Source organism: Pedobacter westerhofensis, from assembly GCF_900182595.1.
Taxonomy (GTDB): domain Bacteria; phylum Bacteroidota; class Bacteroidia; order Sphingobacteriales; family Sphingobacteriaceae; genus Pedobacter; species Pedobacter westerhofensis.
Map to the genome: position 1 here is coordinate 363,592 of NZ_FXTN01000005.1, position 19,010 is coordinate 382,601.

At 44.4% G+C, this 19,010-nt stretch carries 15 protein-coding genes and 1 tRNA gene; 7 read left to right on the plus strand and 9 right to left on the minus strand.

Annotated features, from left to right (window positions below; all coding sequences use genetic code 11):
* Positions 1–108: 108 nt before the first annotated feature.
* The 4 genes from FN831_RS11920 to mutL are packed head-to-tail and all read right to left on the minus strand — an operon-like array spanning position 109 to position 4,676.
* On the minus strand, positions 109–1,218 hold the full coding sequence (locus FN831_RS11920) for an endonuclease/exonuclease/phosphatase family protein (protein ID WP_142528434.1): 1,110 nt from the start codon (positions 1,216–1,218) through the stop codon (positions 109–111).
* Positions 1,218–2,084, minus strand: a complete 867-nt coding sequence (locus tag FN831_RS11925) for a rhomboid family intramembrane serine protease (RefSeq protein WP_142528435.1) — start codon at positions 2,082–2,084, stop codon at positions 1,218–1,220. The genes FN831_RS11920 and FN831_RS11925 overlap by 1 nt, the downstream gene beginning before the upstream one ends.
* Positions 2,077–2,814, minus strand: a complete 738-nt coding sequence (locus FN831_RS11930) for a rhomboid family intramembrane serine protease (RefSeq protein WP_142528436.1) — start codon at positions 2,812–2,814, stop codon at positions 2,077–2,079. The genes FN831_RS11925 and FN831_RS11930 overlap by 8 nt, the downstream gene beginning before the upstream one ends.
* Before the next feature lie 5 nt (positions 2,815–2,819).
* A complete protein-coding gene (gene mutL, locus FN831_RS11935; protein ID WP_142528437.1) occupies positions 2,820–4,676 on the minus strand; it encodes a DNA mismatch repair endonuclease MutL in 1,857 nt (618 codons plus the stop codon).
* A gap of 137 nt (positions 4,677–4,813) precedes the next feature.
* Between mutL and FN831_RS11940 the strand changes: the two genes are divergently transcribed.
* Entirely contained in the window at positions 4,814–6,625 is a 1,812-nt protein-coding gene (locus FN831_RS11940) for a serine hydrolase domain-containing protein (RefSeq protein WP_142528438.1), read from the plus strand.
* Positions 6,626–6,745: 120 nt separating this feature from the next.
* Positions 6,746–6,818, plus strand: a tRNA-Thr gene (locus FN831_RS11945).
* Positions 6,819–6,926: 108 nt separating this feature from the next.
* Here the strand turns inward: FN831_RS11945 and FN831_RS11950 are convergent.
* Positions 6,927–7,889 carry an isopenicillin N synthase family dioxygenase gene (locus FN831_RS11950; protein WP_142528439.1) on the minus strand — a complete coding sequence of 321 codons (963 nt, stop codon included), beginning with the start codon at positions 7,887–7,889 and terminating at the stop codon, positions 6,927–6,929.
* 292 nt (positions 7,890–8,181) lie between these two features.
* Between FN831_RS11950 and msrA the strand changes: the two genes are divergently transcribed.
* The 3 genes from msrA to FN831_RS11965 all read left to right on the plus strand — a co-directional run bounded on the left by msrA (position 8,182) and on the right by FN831_RS11965 (position 10,350).
* Positions 8,182–8,781, plus strand: a complete 600-nt coding sequence (gene msrA / locus FN831_RS11955) for a peptide-methionine (S)-S-oxide reductase MsrA (RefSeq protein ID WP_142528440.1) — start codon at positions 8,182–8,184, stop codon at positions 8,779–8,781.
* 216 nt (positions 8,782–8,997) lie between these two features.
* Complete coding sequence (locus FN831_RS11960) at positions 8,998–9,459, plus strand: DUF4334 domain-containing protein (protein ID WP_142528441.1); 462 nt, start codon at positions 8,998–9,000, stop codon at positions 9,457–9,459.
* Positions 9,460–9,753: 294 nt separating this feature from the next.
* Positions 9,754–10,350: a GIN domain-containing protein gene (locus FN831_RS11965; RefSeq protein WP_142528442.1), complete on the plus strand. Its 597-nt coding sequence runs from the start codon at positions 9,754–9,756 to the stop codon at positions 10,348–10,350.
* Positions 10,351–10,446: 96 nt separating this feature from the next.
* Here FN831_RS11965 and FN831_RS11970 read toward each other — a convergent pair whose 3' ends face one another.
* Positions 10,447–11,745, minus strand: a complete 1,299-nt coding sequence (locus FN831_RS11970; protein ID WP_142528443.1) for an SGNH/GDSL hydrolase family protein — start codon at positions 11,743–11,745, stop codon at positions 10,447–10,449.
* A gap of 16 nt (positions 11,746–11,761) precedes the next feature.
* Positions 11,762–12,976 carry an OmpP1/FadL family transporter gene (locus FN831_RS11975; protein WP_142528444.1) on the minus strand — a complete coding sequence of 405 codons (1,215 nt, stop codon included), beginning with the start codon at positions 12,974–12,976 and terminating at the stop codon, positions 11,762–11,764.
* Between the two features lie 331 nt (positions 12,977–13,307).
* Between FN831_RS11975 and FN831_RS11980 the strand changes: the two genes are divergently transcribed.
* Positions 13,308–13,940, plus strand: coding sequence for an NAD(P)H-dependent oxidoreductase (locus tag FN831_RS11980; RefSeq protein WP_142528445.1), 633 nt, complete (start codon positions 13,308–13,310; stop codon positions 13,938–13,940).
* Positions 13,941–14,117: 177 nt separating this feature from the next.
* Positions 14,118–16,838: a carboxypeptidase regulatory-like domain-containing protein gene (locus FN831_RS11985; RefSeq protein WP_142528446.1), complete on the plus strand. Its 2,721-nt coding sequence runs from the start codon at positions 14,118–14,120 to the stop codon at positions 16,836–16,838.
* Between the two features lie 56 nt (positions 16,839–16,894).
* Here the strand turns inward: FN831_RS11985 and FN831_RS11990 are convergent, their stop codons facing one another.
* Positions 16,895–18,478, minus strand: a complete 1,584-nt coding sequence (locus tag FN831_RS11990; protein ID WP_142528447.1) for a PspC domain-containing protein — start codon at positions 18,476–18,478, stop codon at positions 16,895–16,897.
* Between the two features lie 53 nt (positions 18,479–18,531).
* Complete coding sequence (locus FN831_RS11995) at positions 18,532–18,867, minus strand: PadR family transcriptional regulator (RefSeq protein WP_142528448.1); 336 nt, start codon at positions 18,865–18,867, stop codon at positions 18,532–18,534.
* Between the last annotated feature and the right edge of the window lie 143 nt (positions 18,868–19,010).

Here is a 19,010-nt window from a genome sequence, read left to right on the forward strand (position 1 = left end):
TATTTCGTAATTTATATGTCGTTTCGCCCGGGTATATCCGGCAACGTTACAATTTTCGCGGGACAATCCTCAGATCCCGACTGGCAAAGGTAAAGATTTACCAATATATTAATTGATCCTAATGTCACTTCTTACCGGGAAATGGTCTGATAACCGGGCCTGGATAATCCTGTGGTTTACAATCTTTATGGGTTTGGTAGCAGAGATATAATCGATCTGGAAATTAGGAAATTTCCCATTATATGTACGGCCAAGCCCTGTGCCCTCTTCAACAAAAGAATTATTCAATGATTTGGTCAGCTGCGTCACGGCGTACGAAGCGGGAGTATCATTAAAATCGCCGGCAATCAAAAACGGCGTTTTGCAGGTTTTCATATGCGCTTTCATAATGTCAACCTGAGCACTGCGCTTTGCAAAAGCGGCTTTGAGCATCCTAAGAATACGTTTTGCAGGTGTAAGCTTTGCCTCCATATCCTTTTTTACCTGGTCCAGGTAGTCATAATCCTGTTTATCAAATGATATCGACTGCAGGTGGACATTATAAACCCTAACCTTTCTGCCCTTCACCATAATATCCACAAAGATGCTCGCATTGCCCCCGTGGTTGGTACTGAAAGAGATTGTACCCTGGTCTACAATCGGATATCTCGAAAAAATAGCCAGCCCCATCGCTTCATAGTTATTCTCTGAAGTAGGAATAAAATAATAGTTGGGGGTCTTTAACATATGTTTAAGGCTGTCTGTAATATCAAAAGGGCCTTTCCGGCGCGAGTAATATTCCTGGAAACAGATAATATCCGGGTCTTCATTTTTTACCACGGCCAGCATCTGCTGCTTTACCGACTCATTGTTGTCTTCGCCATAGGGTTTAAAGCTATGCACATTGTACGTCATCATCCGTACCAGATCAGGACTGGTTTTTGGGCCTTTGCCGGCTTCACCGATAAAACCTACGGTAGCAATCAGCGCATGCCAGCCCGAAGCAATCACCGCGACGGTGATCAGCGCAAAAATAATCCTGCGGCGCATCAGCCAGAAGATCACCATCAGCCCATTCAGCAGCAGCAAAAAAGGATAGGCCAACCCAAAAAATGCAATCAAAGCATGTTCACGCGGATCAAATTTACCCGCAATCATGCCAAGTACCAGCGCAAAGGCCAGTACAATTCCCAGGAGCAGGTATATCTTAGTGAAAAATGTGATTCTGCGTTTCTTCATTAATTTTTGCTCGCCTTAAAAAGGGTTTCCTTCTCTTCTTTACTCAGCTTATCATAGCCCGACTTGGAAATCTTATCCAGGATCATATCAATTTCTTTCTCGTTTACCTTGGCGCTGTTATTTTTCGCCCCGGCTTTTGCTGCCGGATTTTTAACCACCTTTAACTTTGGCTTTGCCTTAAAAACAGCACTCCAGTCGTGCCCGCTTTGCAGCATTTTAATATAGATAAAGCCCATAAATGCACCACCCAGATGCGCAAAACTTCCGCCGGGATTGGCATAACCTATTCCGATCAGATCAATCAGGAGGTATACCAGTACAACATACCTCAGTTTTACCGTGCCGATAAACATCAGGCTGATGGTGTAATCAGGCAGCAGTGTAGTTACCGCTACCGCTATAGCCATCACCGAGGCAGAAGAGCCGATAACCGTTGCAGCAAATGCCATTGGCACAAAGGGCGGAAAGGTGTTAAATGCAAGTGCAAAGAACAAGGCACCCATGATACCCCCGGTAAGGTATACAAAGTGGAACTGCCGGGGTTTTAAAAAATCAATGAAGATGTTCCCCATCCAGAACAGCCATAACATGTTAAACAGGATATGGAAGATATCTTCGTGCAGGAACTGGTACGTCAGCACCGTATAAAAACGGAAAGGCAGTTTTGGCAATGCCGCCGGAAAGGCAAAATACTCCTTTGCATAGTCAAGGAAACGGATGTTCGTATTCCCTGCCAGAAAATACGTGACCCCAAAAAGTGCTACGGCTACAAAAACAATGGTATTGATCCCGATATAAAAAAACACAGGGTTCCCGGAGCGGAAGACTTTGTATTTAAGATCTGCTAAAAGATTATTCTTAGTCATAATAGTCGTAAAATGTATTTTTGTCCTTCCAAATTTTCACTAAAATGAAGCCCAGCAGCGCCCCTCCGAGATGCGCATAATGCGCTACCGAGTCGCCCGCAACACTGGCCACGCCCAAACTCAACTCAATTAAGATATACACCGGAATGATGTACTTGGCTTTTACCGGTACCGGGATAAACATGATATACAGTTCCGCGTTAGGGTAAAGCATACCAAAAGCAACCAGCAGGCCGAATATCGCACCCGAGGCACCAATCATAGGCCCCGAATAAATCCCCAGCAGCGTCTGCCCCTGTTCCGGGCTGATACCTGTGAGGTTCAGCGACGACATGCCTTTGTACAGATCTATCGTCACCGCATCCGGGTTGATCGCAGATCCCGTGATCTGGTAAACCTCAAATGCCTGTACGCCCCATTGCAGCGCCAGTGCGCCAAGACCGGTGATCAGGTAAAAATTAATAAAACGTTTTGCCCCCCAGTGCGCTTCAAGCACGGAGCCAAAGGTATAAAGCGCAAACATATTAAATAAGATATGCGTGAAACCGCCATGCATAAACATATAGGTAATCGGCTGCCAGATTTTAAAAAGCGGAGAATCAAAGTAAAAAGCCCCCAGATAAAAACCCAGCTCTATTCCCTTCGATTCAAAAACATATTTTGCCGCAAAGAACAGCACATTGATAATGAGCAGGTTTTTAACAACAGGAGGTATGTGGATATTATTCATTTTCTTTATTTATCAAATTTTTTGTCCAGTTCTGTCAGTGACATGGTTTGGATCACCGGTTTACCGCTGATGCTAAAGTTTGGTGCCTTACAGGCAAACAACTGTTCAATCAGCATATTCATTTCTTCCTGCCCCAGTACCACACCGCTCTTGATGGAACTGTTCCTGGCCATACTTCTGGCCAGTGCATCCCTTTTATCCAGCTTCAGCTCCTGCTGCGAATTTTTAAACCCTTCGATCAGGTGTTCAAAAAGCTGTGTTTCGTTGATCTGGTTACTGCCCAGGTCTACAGGGATACCTTCAATGACCAGCGTATGCTTACCAAACTCCCTTACTTCAAATCCCAGGCTCTTGATATCCTCCAGCAAGCTTTTTGCCAGCTCATAATCATTAGGGCTCAGCGTTACGGTCTGCGGAAAAAGGCTTTGCTGCGACGCGCCCTTCCTATCCTCCAAATGCAGACTAAAACGCTCATACAGGATCCTTTCGTGTGCCGCCTGCTGGTCAATTAACATCAGGCCAGATTTAATCTGCGAAATGATATATTTATTATGCAGCTGCATCAATTGTTTCTGTACCGGTGCGTATTTATCATCAGGCCCGTTGCCCGGCAATTCCATGGCCACCTGTTCTACCGGCTGGTGGTTGGCAATCTCGTACAGTGATCCCCAGTTTTTGGTACTTTGTTCCCTGTTCTCGTTAGAGCGGTAAGCCGTAAAGCCACGCTCAGAGCGCTCCGGTGCTTTCTCCTCACTAAAAGGATTAAAATCGGGGTTGAAACTGATGCTCGGCGGTACAATCTCGTCCAGCGACTTAGGACTGATCATGCCGCTGAAAGCCGTCTCCTGGTCAAAATCAATCGTCGGGCTGATGTTGAACCTTCCCAGCGACCGTTTTACCGCAGAGTGGATAATCGCATAGATAGACTTTTCATCCAGGTATTTGATTTCCGTTTTTGTAGGATGTACGTTCACATCAATCTTTGCCGGATCGATATCGATAAAAAGCACGTACAAAGGAAAGTTATCCTCACCAAGCAGCTCGTCATAAGCTTTATTCACCGCATGGTTCAGATAAGCATCTTTGATAAAGCGGTTATTTACAAAAAAGAACTGCTCCCCCCGCGTCTTTTTGGCAAACTGGGGCTTGCCGATAAACCCTTTCAGGTTAATGATCGTCGTTTCTTCCTCTACAGGGATCAGGCGCTCGTTATAATTATTGCCAAATAAATGGATGATACGCTGTTTTAATGCCGACGAAGGCAACCTGAAAATCTCCAGCCCATCATGGTGCAGGCTAAAGGCAATAGCCGGATTAGCCAGCGATACCCGCTGAAACTCATCAATTACATGGCGCATTTCTGCCGGATTGCTCTTCAGGAAATTACGTCGTGCAGGAGTGTTAAAAAACAGGTTTTTGATACAGATACTCGTGCCTTCAGGCGTAGCCACAGGCTCCTGTCTGGTTACCGTAGCACCTTCAATCTCAATCAAAGTTCCCAGTTCATCTTCATGCCTGCGCGTTTTCATTTCAACCTGTGCAATTGCCGCAATAGAAGCCATAGCCTCACCACGGAAACCCATCGTACGGATGGCAAACAGATCTTCTGCTTTGCGCACCTTCGAAGTAGCATGGCGCTCAAAACACATGCGTGCATCGGTTACGCTCATTCCACATCCGTTATCTATTACCTGGATCAATGCCTTTCCCGCATCTTTCAGGATCAGCTGGATCTTATTTGCCCCCGCATCTATCGCATTCTCCATTAACTCTTTTACTGCCGATGCCGGCCGCTGAACTACCTCTCCGGCAGCTATTTGATTGGCAACATTCTCGGGTAAAAGTTGTATTATATCTGACATTTATCTCCTTCGTAAAGGTTGCTAATTTAACGAAAATAAGCCTTATACATAAATCTTTTGATTATAAATACCATTTCGTGACGAAGGCGGCATAAGCTTTTTATATCTTTAACGTTTTGAATGATCTAACCTATTTTATGTTAAAAAACAACCTTGTGCAAAGCTTCATCATTTGCCTCACTGCCATTTTCAGCCTCGGCGCCTGCGCCCAGGAACACCAGAAAAATGAAGATCTGTTAAAGCTCAATACCACCATTATTCAGCGCACCGTACTGCTAAATAACCAGTCGGCACTGGTTCCTTTTACCGGGCTCAATGAGAAAACCATTGCCTCGGTAAGCCTGGATTTCGGCTTTCAGGCCATATCAGACAGCCTGCTCAATAAATACAGCAAAATCACCTCCTTCAGTTCGGCAGGTTATGAGCCTTCGGCAGACCTGTATAAACTGGAAGATGACCTGAAATTGTTTAATACGGTAATCATTTCTATTGCCGGCCAGGAGGCCACAAATGCGAAGTACATCAATTTCATCAATTCCCTTTCCAAAAACAAACAGGTAGTGATCGCCCTGTATGGCGAACAAAAATCACTGGCAGCTTTTGATGCCATTAATGCTCCACTGGTATGGTCGCAGCAATACAGCCCCGAAGCAGCGGCACTGATTCCGCAGGTCATTTTCGGTGGAATAGCTGCCGGCAATAAGCTCACTACTGCCGTTTCAGGAAAATATACCATAGGTTCCGGGTTCAGCACTTTAGCCACCCGCTTGAAATATACCCTGCCCGAAGATGCAGGTGTAAATTCGGACAACCTCCGCGAGATCGATAACATTACTGCAGAAGCCATCAATGCCCATGCAGCGCCGGGAATGGTGGTACTGGTAGCCAAAGACGGTAAAGTGATTTTTAACAAAGCCTATGGCAGCCATACCTATGGCGGCCCGGCGGATAAGATTACGGATATATTTGATCTGGCTTCGGTAACCAAGATTACGGCCACTACCCCAATGGTGATGCGCCTGGTAGAAGAGAACAAACTTAAACTGGACACCAACATCGGTGCTTATATCGCCCTGGCCAGAACTACGGCAATGAACAATATCCCGGTACGGGAGGTGATGCTGCACCAGGCAGGTTTTATCCCTTACATCCCTTTTCATGACAGCGTAAAACCTACCGATCACAGCTCAGATTCATCTGCAGCATACCCTACAAAGGTGGCCGACGGATATTTTATCAGAAAAGATTATTTCAGGGATGTCATGTGGCCGCGAATGCTGAATGCACCTATCCGCACCCGCGGCCAGTATGTTTACAGCGATATCAGCATGTATGTGATGCGTGAAATTGTAGAACATGTGAGCGGCGAAAAGCTCAATGAATATACGCAGGAAAACTTTTACGACCCACTGGGAATGCAGACTGCCGGGTTTTTACCAAGGAACAGGTTTAGCCGCGACCAGATTATCCCAACAGAACAGGACACGTATTTCAGGAAAACCCTGCTGGTAGGATATGTGCATGACCAGGGTGCGGCACTCGCCGGCGGAGTTTCAGGACATGCCGGTCTGTTTGCCAGCTCTAATGACATGGCCATCATGTATCAGATGTTGCTGAACAAAGGTACTTATGGCGGGCAGCAGTATTTTAAACCCGAAACAGTGACCACCTTCACCTCCAAACAGTCCAATGTGAGCAGAAGAGGATTGGGTTTCGACCGCTGGGACCCTGATCTGGCAAAGAAATATCCATCTGCAACCGCTTCACCTCAAACTTTTGGACATACCGGTTATACCGGCACAGCCGTTTGGGTAGACCCTTCAAGGGGATTGGTCTATGTGTTTTTGTCTAACCGCGTTAATCCGGGCGTAACAGACAAGCTGGTAAAGATGGGTATCCGCTCCCGCATACAGGAGGTGATCAACAGCGCGATCGACAAAGGCTTGTAATTTTTGTAGCTCTCCCACAGGGGGATATCACTGCAGCGGCCAGGAATATTAAAAAACATTTTGTATTCAGGATCAATTCTTTTATCATTGCAGCCGGTTAAGGAATTAACCGGTTTTAAAGCCTTCTTAGCTCAGCTGGTAGAGCAACTGACTTGTAATCAGTAGGTCATTGGTTCGATCCCGATAGAAGGCTCAGGTAAATAAACAGAAAATCCGCTCAGCATCATTTGATACTGGCGGATTTTTGCTTTTAAAGGTATTTTACGGCGATGCAAATGCGGCCCCCGGAAAGCAGGCAGGCCTATTTTTTCAATCCAATTTCCCTTAATCTTTCATCAAGATACTCCCCGGCAGTCATATCGCTGTACAGTTTCGGGTGTTCTTCGTCAATACAGGAGTCAAGGCTGGTCAGGTCCATATCAGAACGCGGGTGCAGAAAGAAAGGCACAGAGAAACGTGAGGTCTTCATCAGTTCCCTTGGCGGATTAACCACCCTGTGCGTAGTAGAACGCAGCTTATTGTTGGTTAAACGCTGCAGCATGTCGCCTACATTCACTACAATATCAGAATGGTGCGCTTTGATAGGCAGCCACTCATCATTCCTGGTCAGCACCTCCAGTCCGTCGGCACTGGCGCCGATCAGCAGCGTGATCAGGTTAATATCCTCATGTGCTCCTGCACGTACAGCATCATCAGGAAGGGCATCCGGATCTTCAATAGGGAAATAATGTATGCCCCTTAATATAGAATTTCCGTTATGTACATGTTCATCAAAATAATCCACCGGCAGTTCAAGGTATGTAGCGATCGCTCTCAACAGGTGCTTGCCATTGCTCTCCAGTTTCTGGTACACCTCATTGGTGACCTCATTAAATTCAGGGATCTCTTCCAGGAATTCATTGTCAGGATACTGGAATTTAATCGGGTCGCCATCAGTAACTGTTTGTCCGATCTGCCAGAATTCTTTCAGATCGGCAGTTTTTGCACCTTTGGCTGTTTCTTTTCCCGGGCTGGTATATCCGCGCTGGCCGGCAAGCTCAGGTTTCTCATACTGAGCCTTCTGGTCTGCAGGCAAACCAAATACAGCCTGTATATTCTGATATAATTTGTCAATCAGATCCTGGCTTAAACCATGGTTGGTAATGGTTACAAAACCTGAATCATTAAAAGCTCTTCCCAGTTCATCAGAGAACTTTTTACGTTGCTGTTCAGTTCCATCAATGTAAGAACCAAGATCCAGGGTTGGAATATAGGGTGTAGACATAGGTAATAACTTAAAGTGTATATGATCGAAATTATAAAACAATTGTTAATAAAGCCATCTTTCGATTTTTACCAAAGGCCATTGTACTAATTTACAATAATTTAAATTATTAACATTCTAACAGCTGTAATTGTGTTTATCAGTCTACTGTAATCTTCGTTCAGAACCCTGGGAAACTACATCCATACACTCTTCAACTGCGTTAATTATCATCAGCATCCTGTAAATTTGTTTAGACAACTAAACCTTTCAGGAGAACAAAAGTCCATTCTTTATCTTAACAACATAACAAATGAAATATCTGTCAATCATGATTTTAGTCCTTTTATCCGTTCACAGTGCCGACGCACAGCAGCAGAAACTGCAAAAAGCCACTTTTGGGATGGGATGTTTCTGGTGTTCAGAAGCATTGTTCGACCGTTTAGCAGGTGTTAAATCTGTAAAATCGGGTTATGAAGGCGGCCAGATTGCCAACCCTTCTTATGAAGATGTGTGCACAGGCACCACAGGCCATGCAGAAGTGATCGAAGTAACCTATGATCCGGCCAAAATATCGTACGATGAATTGCTGGAAGTGTTCTGGAAGAGCCATGACCCTACTACCCTGAACCGCCAGGGAGCGGATGTTGGCACCCAGTACCGTTCAGTTATATTTTACCATACACCTGAGCAAAAAGCAGCTGCAGAGAAGTATAAAGCCGAGATCAATAAAACCAATGCTTACGGAAAACCGGCAGTTACAGAAATCACAAAGGCACAGCCATTTTATGTGGCCGAAAGCTACCACCAGGATTATTTTGCAAAAAACTCCAATCAGCCTTATTGCCGACTGGTGATCCTTCCCAAAATGGATAAACTGGAGAAAATCTTCAAGGCTAAGCTTAAACCTTAGTTACCAGAATGAATACACATAAATGATTAGGGCATCCTCACACAGGATGCCCTTTGTCGTTTTGTTCCCCCCGGCCATGCGCCGCCTTTAGCTGATCCTTCTTATCCCCCCAATAGGGGATTTCCTGTCCGGTCATTTTTTTTGTCCTTTGTGATGGTCACCAGTCAACCGGTTATACTGCGGCATTCAGGTGGTCCATCACGATAATCTCCCCAAATGAGTAGTAAAGAAAAATTTGAACAGCTAAAAAACTCTGCCTCTATTTTAAATCCGAAAGACCTCGATATTTTTTTTGCGATCCTTGAACCAGTTACTTTAGAAGAGATTCTGGGTAAATGGAAAGGCGGACAGCTAAAGACAGGACACCCCTTTGCCGCCGCCCTCAGGGGAATCGGATGGTATGGCAAAACCTTCATTTCCCGCGTAAATGTAAAACCCCTGGTTTGCATGGATACAGAGGGGATCTTATTCTCAGATACAGAATCCATGAACGGAGAAGCCACCATCTGGCCGGTAGAATTTAGAGGCAAGGTCTCTACCTCCCTGGTTTACGATGGCGTGCCAACAGTGGTCCACTTCCGGAAAGTAGATGCCAATACACTGATCGGTATCAGAGACGGCAAAGCTGCCCTCGATGAGAATGGCAATTATTTTTACTTTTTCCTCGAAAGAATTTAATCCCCAGCCTGTTCGCAAGGCATGAATGATTGTGAAGTCCCCATATATGGGGAACTTTTGCTGATATAAGCACCCTATTAGGGGATTTCCTGCTTCATCAAAAAGCTGTTCCTTTGATCTGATAAAGGAAAAGAAAAGATGAATTACATTAAAATAGTTTCAGGTATAACATCTTTTATGTTTCAAGAATTAATACGAAGTGAAGCATAACTTAATATTGAAGCCCGTCCTTTGTCTCATTAAAATTACACAACCGATTGTATAAACGAGTCAATCAGGTAAAACTTAATCATCATGAAAGCATTAGTAACAGCAATTATTTTATCGGCCATGCTAACAGTAGCAGGTAACGCAAAAGAAAGCTTAAAAGCTCAATCAATTCACAAAACTCAGGAAATTAAAAAAATCAAAGTAACAGGAAACCTGATTGTTTACCTTGTCCAAAGTCAGCAGGAAGAGGTAACAATCGATGAAGGAAATGCAAACGACATCTCAGTCAAACAACTTGGAAATACGCTATCTATTACATCAGACGAAAAGACCCACGGTGTAGTCACCGTATATTTCAAAAACATCTTCCGTGTTGATGCTTCAAACTCATCATCATTAATATCAAATGGAACACTGCACCTGGACAACCTTCAGATATTCCTGGATGATCAGGCCACGGCACTGATTAAAGCAGAAACGCAAAGTTTATATACCGTTACAGACGGTCATTCCAAACTGGAACTTAAAGGGGCCACGCGCGAACATATATCGCAAACTTACGGAGATTCAGAACTAAAAACCAGGAACTTTATCGCGCAGACCACCAGACAGCCGCAGGAAAGCGGAATGATCGCAAGAAAAGAAAGTAACGCCGGCAACATTCAGGGAACTGTGCGCTAATTCCAATATTTTCTAAAAAACAGGCTGACGCAAAACAGCGGGCCCCGGATCATAACTGAATCCCGGGGCCCGCTGTTTTATAGCAATTTATCTTTATTAAGGGAACTTCACTCCCCTGTATTTGGTCACATCCACAATAGGGATACTTGCACCATATTGTGTATTGATAGATTTGATAAAGGCATTGGCTACAATGGCGTATCCCAGGGGCGTAAGGTGGATACCATCGAGCGAGAACAAATTACCCGTAATATATGCGGCGCTTACTGTTGCCCCGTTTACAGTTTTTCCGGCTCCGTATTCTTTTAACAATGCGTAAGCATCCATAAGCGCCAGCCCTTTGGCAGCAGCAACCGATTTGATGGTTGCATTATATGTATTCACATAGTCTGTTACCTGGGCAGCCTCTGCCTGGTCAAGAACATATTTGCTTTCAATCGGGTTTAAAGGATGTAAACCATAGGGAAGTCCCGCTCCGTTGGGCACACCAATTACATTTGCAGAGCCCAGCGTAAGCACAAAATAATCCTGCGCAGTTGCTGCCCGCGTGCCCGTAGCAGTCTGGATATACAAGGCCTGTACCGTAGGTGCAGAAACTCTCACTGCAGCAAGCAGGCTGGCCAGCGTAACCGTATTGAAATAGGGAGTGGCAAGCACATCAGGGATCGTTGCAACAATACCTTTTGCTCCGGTACCCGTCAGCGCGGCGGCAACAGTATTATAAACCGATGAGAAACGCGCTTTATCTGTCAGCACACCGCCTACTCCACCGCTGGTGGCATAACCCAGCGCATCATTATTTCCCAGCCACAGGCTAAAGAATGTCCATGGTTTGGCCGTAATAAACGACAGGTATGAAGTCGTATTTCCCGGGGATGCCGCAGGCAGCAAACGTTCAAAGAAACCGTTGGCATTACCGTAAGCGGGATTATCAATATCGGTAAGCCTGATTCCCGGCACACCGTAGTTATTCAGATCGCCCGAAAATTTAGTGTACAACGTTACTGCACCAACCTGAGGCAGGGTAATCTGCCCCCTTACAGCCAGGTTACCTGTAACAGTTTCCGTCACTGGCAGCCCGCTAGCGCTCAAACTTTTGATCCTCAGGTAGCCCGATCCATCGGCCTGGTTGGTATTAAAAAAAGAAGAGTAGAACGCGCCGCCCCCAACAGTTTTCATCTGTCCCGAAATCATTTCAGGATACGAATTCTGCTGCCCTTCAAGATACAGTCCGCCATCTGCATATCCCGCGGTAAGTGAATTCCCTACAGCGATATAGCGTGTAAAATCTGCCGTTCCCTTATTTGGGGTCACCTCCTTAAATTCAGGTTTGCAGGATGCCATCGCAACAACGGCAACAGCAAGAATATTTCTGATGATAAATTTACTTTTCATAATAGTTTCTTTAAGATTACCATTTGTAGGTTAGTGCAATCCCGGGGATGTAAACAAGGCTTTTGAATGATCCGTTCAGATTGGTTTCAATATTGGTTTCAGTTCTCGCTTTTACATTCTCATACAGGAATGAAAGATCTACACTAAAATTTTTCGAAGCCTTATATCCAAGCCCTGCACTCAGCAACAGACGGTCGGCATCCGGAACCTCCGGTGTCACATATCCTTCCCCAACCGGGGTAAATGCGTAACCTACCCCAGCCCGTAATACCAGTTTTGCAGTAGTCTGGTTTTGAATTCCTAGACGCAGGGCCGCAGCATCATGGTAATTCCGCGGCGATTTGGTATCAGGGATCCTTGCGTTATTATCATAATCAAAAGAAAGATCTTTGTACTTGCTCCAGCGTACCCAGTTTACATCAAAAACAATGGTTGTTTTTTCTGAAGGATAAAATCCGAAACCTATCGTTGAAGTTGCCGGCAATGGCAGTGTAGCAGTAAACTTTGTCGGGAATGAGCTGATCAGTGCATCAGGCACATCAAATGTAGCCGTCCCGCTTTTCACCCTTGCATTTACCGATGAACGGTGTGTAACGCCTATGGAAACACCAGAGATCGTCTCCACATAAATACCGGCATTCCATCCAAAATCATTTGTGCTGCCTTCCAGCTTGCCGGTACCGGATTGCCCGTTATTTAAGGTTAGCGGCACAGCCCTCCTCAGGTCTACATGTCCGTTGGAATAAACCAGCCCCGCGCCAATACCAAGATGATCCGTAATTTTGTAGCTTACGGTAGGCTGCACAAATATTGCCCGCAGGTCAAGTGAAGTTACAGTATATTTTCCCGTCCAGTTTTCATCCCAGTGCATTGCACCGCCAAAAGGAGTATATATTCCCAGTCCAAACCTTAACCTGCCGGCCGGCGAACCAAACACTGCGTATCCCATTACAGGAGTTGCAATCTTATCCTTATTGTGTTCAGTAATATTTGAACCTGCCTCCCTGAAAGATGTTTTTAAAAAAATCGGGCTAATACCAGCCTGTACACCATTCTGTTTAAGAAAGGATACGGCCCCGGGATTGAAAAACACTGCTGCCTCATCCAGTGCCGCACCAGTTCCCGCGCCGCCCATAGCAATTTGTTTTTGTCCCTGAAGATTTACCTGGAAGGATTGGGAGTAGCCCAGAAAGGGCAAGCCCAGTAAAAAAATTAGTAATTTCTTTTTCATAATATTTGGTTAGTTGTAATTTATCATTACCCGCAATAATTTAAATAACTAATATTCAGCACAGTAACGCAACAAAATTACATGCCACGGCAATGCCGCATCAAATTCTATGCAAGCATAACAAGTTTAACAAATAAAAAGATGATCGCCAAAAAAAAGCCTGATATTTTTTGACACAAAATTTCATCTCGGCGATCAAAATAAAACTGATCTGTAATTTAAAAGTAAAAACGCCTTTCATTCCATGATTAACGTTACAACAACTATAACTTTGTAACAGTGTTCTAAAAGCTATTGTTTGAACAGTTTACCTAATCTTGAAATTGAAATTATGAGCCTAATCGATGCGCTGAAATGGCGATACGCAACAAAAAAAATGAACGGAACAGTAGTTCCGCAGGAAAAAGTAGATCAGATTATTGAGGCAGCGCGCCTGGCGCCTACTTCTTCGGGTCTTCAGCCTTTCAGGATTATCGTAGTGACCAATCCCGAACTGAAAGAAAAGATCAAACCTATTGCTTATGGCCAGGCACAGATCACGGATGCGTCACACCTCCTGATCTTTGCCTCATGGGATAAATATACTGAAGAAAGAATCAGATCTGTTTTCTCTAATGCCAACCACGAACGCGGCCTGCCTGATGATTCACCTTCAGATTACGAAGTACAGCTAACAGGAGGCTTGCTGGCTAAAACAGCCGAAGAAAACTTTGCGCATACAGCAAGACAAGCCTACATCGGATTTGGTATGGCCATTGCCGAAGCTGCATTATTAGAGGTTGATGCTACCCCAATGGAAGGTTTTAACAATGCACAGCTGGATGAACTGTTGGGTCTTACAGAAAGAGGATTGCGCAGTGTAACCATTCTGGCCCTGGGCCACAGGGATGCAGCGGGTGACTGGCTGGTAAACCTGAAAAAGGTACGTACTCCTTCTGCTCAGTTCCTGATCGAGTTTAACTAAGAATTTACAATACCATCAAAAGGGGGAACCAGCGCAATCTGGCTCCCCTTTTTTTATGTGCAGCCCTGTATCCAGGCTGGTTGTAAATGTCAAAATATGTTAAAGACTCCGGGAACGTAGGCAAGCTCTTGGTTAAATCAATATATTAGCACATTAATCCCGCATTATCAGATATTCATGAACTACTTAAAATTATCATTTGCATTTTTTATACTTTGTTTTACTATAAGTATAAGTGCATCAGCCCAACAGGACACAGCTATTTTAAGCAACATTCTTAATAAATCCAAGATTATTGCCGACCGCTATCCTGCCGAGAAGGTATATCTCCATTTTGATAAGCCTTATTATAGCGTAGCTGATACAATGTATTTTAAAGCATACCTTACATTTGAACAGAATGTGCCCTCACCGCTGAGCAAAGTGGTATACGTAGACCTGATCAATAGCCAGGATTCTATCGTTAAAACACTCAAACTGCCGGTCACAAACAGCGTAGCTTATGGAAGCCTTGACCTGGATATGATCAACTTTAAACAGGGCAATTATCATGTCAGGGCCTATACCGTATGGATGTTCAATGCAGGTCCGGAGTATTTCTTCACCAAAAGCATCCCGATTGGTGAGGCTATCGATAAAAAACTCATTACCCATATCAGCTATAACACTGCACAGACCGACAAAAGCCAGGTCATAGATGCACGAATCCAGTTTAAAAACCTCGATAAAATACCCCAGGCAGGGAAAACCGTCAACTGGAGCGTCACCTCAAACTATGAGGTGGTGAGCCGGGGCAAAGGTGTCACGGATGCAAATGGTGTCTTGAAATTAAGTATCAGCCCGCGCGGTAAAGAATTTATCACTACCGGAAACCTGCTGACCGAACTGAATATGGTTCCACAGGAACCTCCTGTAAGCACTTCCTTTGTATTAAAGCCTGTTGTTGGCAACGATGATGTTCAGTTTTTTCCTGAAGGCGGCGAACTTGTAAAGGGTGTTCCTACCCAGATTGCATTTAAGGCAATTAATCAGAAAGGCCTTGGTATTGACCTTACAGGAACACTGACGGATAATGATGGCAACCAGATCACCACCTTTACCTCATCACATCTGGGAATGGGTTCTTTTTACCTCAATGCGGAAGGCACCAAAACCTATAAAGCGAACATTACTTTTAAGGATGGTTCAAAAAAGAGCTTTGATCTGCCAAAGGCGGTAGAATCCGGCATCTCGGTACAGGTAAACACTACTAATCCTGAACTGGTGAATTTCAAAATTGTGGCCAATGACGGCTACTTCCAGCAGAACCAGGGCAAAAGCATATCCATTGTTGCACAGAACGGAGGAAGGGTGTACTATGCGGCACAGTCAAAACTGCAGACCCAGGTGACCGCAGCAAAAATCCCAACCAGTAAATTCCCTTCGGGCATTATACAAATGACACTTTTCGGCTCGGATGGCCAGCCGATCAGTGAAAGGATGTTTTTTGTACTGCATAAAAATGCAATGAACCTGACACTGAAATCGGATCTGCCGGCATATAAACCGCGACAAAAAGTAAGGATGACCATCTCTGCCAAAGATTCTACCACGCACCTGGTAGGTGATTTCTCGCTGAGCGTTACGGATCTGCAAAAGGTGCCTGTTGATGAAAATACAGAAACTACGATCCTGAGCTCCCTGCTTTTAACCTCAGACCTGAAAGGCTTTGTAGAGCGCCCGAATTACTATTTTGTTAAAACCGACGAGAAAAAACGCCAGGAACTGGATGTCCTGATGCTTACACAGGGATACCGTCGTTTCTCTTACAAAGAGATCCTGGCAAACAGGTTCCCGGTAACTACCTTTATGCCAGAACAGGGCATTACTTTTACAGGTACGCTGAGAGACCGTACCGGAATGCCTTTGAAAAAGGCAGGACTGCGCCTTACCAGCCCCGGCAGAACGCTTTCATCCCAGGCTTTAACCTCCAATATGGGTGTCTTTACCTTCCCTAACCTGGTTTTTGAAGATGGGGCCGAACTGGTGATCAATGCCAACTATGGTGCAGGAAACAATAATATGATTATGCTGGATGCGCCTTTTGTCCCTGATATCACAAAAAATCCTGCCGAAGCTACCGAAGTAGCAAACATTGACAGTACGCTGTCTTCTTACCTTGATAACAGTAAAAAACAATACAGTAACCTGCGTACCTTAAAGGAGGTAAAAATTACCGGCGCTACGGTTAAAAAACCAAGTCACACAGATTATATAGCGCTTACAGGACTCAGCATGATGCCCGACCATATGATCGCCGGTGAGCGGTTTGCAGATTGTAACGACCTGATGATGTGCCTGAAGACTATGGCCGTGGGAATGACTTTTGATGTCGACAAATTCTACGTCAGCCGCAGCTATAACCAGGGTGACAGAACGCCGGTACAGATTTTCATCAACGGAAATGCTGTAGATGCGATCTCTGTCAGCAGCGTGATGCCAAAGGATGTAGAATCAGTAGAGATATTTACACAGGATCAGCTGGGAATCGTTTTCAAACAGTACCAGTGTAATGGTGTCATTGTAATCAATACCAAAAAGGTAGAAAAATCAAATATGAGCCTTGCAGATCTTAAGAAATTAATGCCGCAAAATAATATCCTTAAATTTACACCAAAAGGTTATACAAGGGCCAAGGATTTCTATTCTCCAAAATATGTAACACAAACCAGTTCTTATACAGGAAATGATTTGAGAACAACAATTTACTGGAACCCGAAGGTGATTACCAATGCCACCGGCGACACTGCTGTTGAGTTCTACAATGCAGATGGCAGGGGAACTTACAGGGCTGTAATCGAAGGCGTAGATGTCAACGGAAATGTTGGCCGTTTTGTATACCGCTATATAGTGAAATAACGCTGCAAAGCTTTAGCAAAAAAGGGAACCGGATTAAATCTGGTTCCCTTTTTTGCTTATTGATCAAACTTACACTTTAGTCCATCTACGGTCATCACACCATAGTACGGTTCATCACGTCTCTCATCATCACCGCAATCCCATAAAGAATAGCCCTGCAGGTAACGGTCCAGGTCCCTGTCTATATTCAGCCTGGTCCCTACAGGAACTTTTAAAACCAGTTCTACCTCCTGGTTACGCCAGTTTGTGTTTTTCAACAGGTGCAGTTCAGGGCTGAATTTGAGTACAGAATCCTTTTGCACAAAGTCATAATGGATATTCTTTGCATGATATAAGGCAGTCTCAAAATTTACTCCCTGAGAACTGTAGCTTTCAGTCAGGGAGGGTACATCATTTTCGCTCTTCTCAATTCTGATCGTTACATTCCTTGGCGCATTGAAGTTTACCCTTTCATCATCCTGGATAATCCTGCCCGTATAGTACGAAGAATTCAACTGGTAATGGAGGCTGTCTTCCTTACTGAAAAAGCGTGATCTGTCAATAGATAAATTATAGGCAGGATAAGATTTAACAGGTATGTTCTGTGTAAACTCAGCATCTTCCTTAAACTCCGAACCAATTTTGGCAACATAAAAAATCCCCGTTGAAAGGGCGCAAAGCCACACCAGTAACAAAGTATAAGAAAACATTCTGTTGATGCTGCGGCCGTTAAAAGCAACACGTATAGAGAGCAGGATCAGTGAGAGCAGCGGAACTACCACCACAATGAGCACTGCGATCACAAAGGGCGTAAAATATCCTTTATCAACAATGTTCAAGGGAAAAATAGTAGTGGAAGCATCCCAAAATCCAAGCAAGGCCGCAACACTGATCACAGCAGCGATCAGGGCCAATGATCCGCTGATCATAATGATCACCGCAATAAACTTCAGGATTGTCTTGCCCGCGCCTTGCATGAAAGCACCCAGCACCTCTGCAAATTCTGCGACAAAGCTTCGCGACTGTTTCACCAACGGTCCCATATGGTCGCCCGCAGTCCTTAAGTTATCCCTCAGGTTGGACAGTTCCTCTTCAAAGTTTCTTTTAAAACCCTGCAGGTTAACGGCCTCACCTTTCATCGCCATTTTCTCTGAGCGTGTATTTGCTTTGGGTATCGACACCCATAAAATCAGGTAGGCAAGCAAACCAGATCCGCCAAGGAAAACAGTCATCACTGCAATGACCCTCAGTATGCTTACGTCCATTCTCAGGTAGTGACTTAAGCCGGCACAAACACCTGCAACCATGGCCTCGTCGGTATCCCTGTATAATTTTTTTTCACCGAAAGCGGAGAAATTAGGATTGCTATAGGTTTCAGACGATGCTTCCTCAGAATCATTTTCAAAGTCCTTCACAGAACCCATCAGTTCGATCACCATCTGAACGTCTGCCAGTTCAATCACCTGCTTCTGTTGTGTATGCAGCATTTCGGTAAACATCTCTGCAATCCGGTTTTCGATATCGCTTACAATTTCAAAGTCGTCTGCACTTTTGCCAAAATGCTGTTTAACTTCTATCAGATAGGTGTTGAGCAGGTCGCAGGCATCCTCTTCAATATGAATAATGGAATTGCCGATATTTATGTTAAGTGTCTTCTTCATTGTCTTTTTTTTTGAGCGGTTAAGAGCGCTGCACCAGCCGGTGCTGCTACAGGTTAATTTTTCTTTGATTCTTTGGATTGTGCAATGGCAAATGACAGCTCCTGCCAGGTTCCATCCAGCTGGGAAAGCATTAAAGTCCCCTCGCGTGTCAGGGTGTAATATTTACGCGGAGGGCCGGAGGTAGATTCAACCCAGTTGTAACTCAGCAGTCCGTTGTTTTTTAACCTGGTGAGCAGCGGATACAAAGTACCCTCTACAACAAGTAGTTTGGCCGCCTTTAACTCGCCGATAATATCAGAGGCATAAATCTCCCCTCTCGATATAATCAGGAGCACACAATATTCGAGTATGCCTTTCCGCATTTGTGTCTGTGTATTTTCTGCTATCATAAAACAAAGTTATGTGTTTTGTATAGTAATATGCAATACATAGTACTGTATAGAAATGAAATATTTAATAACACATTGATTATCAGAGTATATATTTTTTATTATGTTACTACTACATTGGAATTACTGTATCTTAAAAACAA

Coding starts and splice junctions, on each gene's coding strand:
- FN831_RS11990 (WP_142528447.1), bottom strand. CDS start 18,478: ATGAAGAAGACACTTAACATAAATATCGGCAATTCCATTATTCATATT.
- FN831_RS11960 (WP_142528441.1), top strand. CDS start 8,998: ATGAGTAGTAAAGAAAAATTTGAACAGCTAAAAAACTCTGCCTCTATT.
- FN831_RS11980 (WP_142528445.1), top strand. CDS start 13,308: ATGAGCCTAATCGATGCGCTGAAATGGCGATACGCAACAAAAAAAATG.
- msrA (WP_142528440.1), top strand. CDS start 8,182: ATGAAATATCTGTCAATCATGATTTTAGTCCTTTTATCCGTTCACAGT.
- FN831_RS11995 (WP_142528448.1), bottom strand. CDS start 18,867: ATGATAGCAGAAAATACACAGACACAAATGCGGAAAGGCATACTCGAA.
- FN831_RS11985 (WP_142528446.1), top strand. CDS start 14,118: ATGAACTACTTAAAATTATCATTTGCATTTTTTATACTTTGTTTTACT.
- FN831_RS11925 (WP_142528435.1), bottom strand. CDS start 2,084: ATGACTAAGAATAATCTTTTAGCAGATCTTAAATACAAAGTCTTCCGC.
- FN831_RS11975 (WP_142528444.1), bottom strand. CDS start 12,976: ATGAAAAAGAAATTACTAATTTTTTTACTGGGCTTGCCCTTTCTGGGC.
- mutL (WP_142528437.1), bottom strand. CDS start 4,676: ATGTCAGATATAATACAACTTTTACCCGAGAATGTTGCCAATCAAATA.
- FN831_RS11940 (WP_142528438.1), top strand. CDS start 4,814: ATGTTAAAAAACAACCTTGTGCAAAGCTTCATCATTTGCCTCACTGCC.
- FN831_RS11920 (WP_142528434.1), bottom strand. CDS start 1,218: ATGAAGAAACGCAGAATCACATTTTTCACTAAGATATACCTGCTCCTG.
- FN831_RS11970 (WP_142528443.1), bottom strand. CDS start 11,745: ATGAAAAGTAAATTTATCATCAGAAATATTCTTGCTGTTGCCGTTGTT.
- FN831_RS11965 (WP_142528442.1), top strand. CDS start 9,754: ATGAAAGCATTAGTAACAGCAATTATTTTATCGGCCATGCTAACAGTA.
- FN831_RS11950 (WP_142528439.1), bottom strand. CDS start 7,889: ATGTCTACACCCTATATTCCAACCCTGGATCTTGGTTCTTACATTGAT.
- FN831_RS11930 (WP_142528436.1), bottom strand. CDS start 2,814: ATGAATAATATCCACATACCTCCTGTTGTTAAAAACCTGCTCATTATC.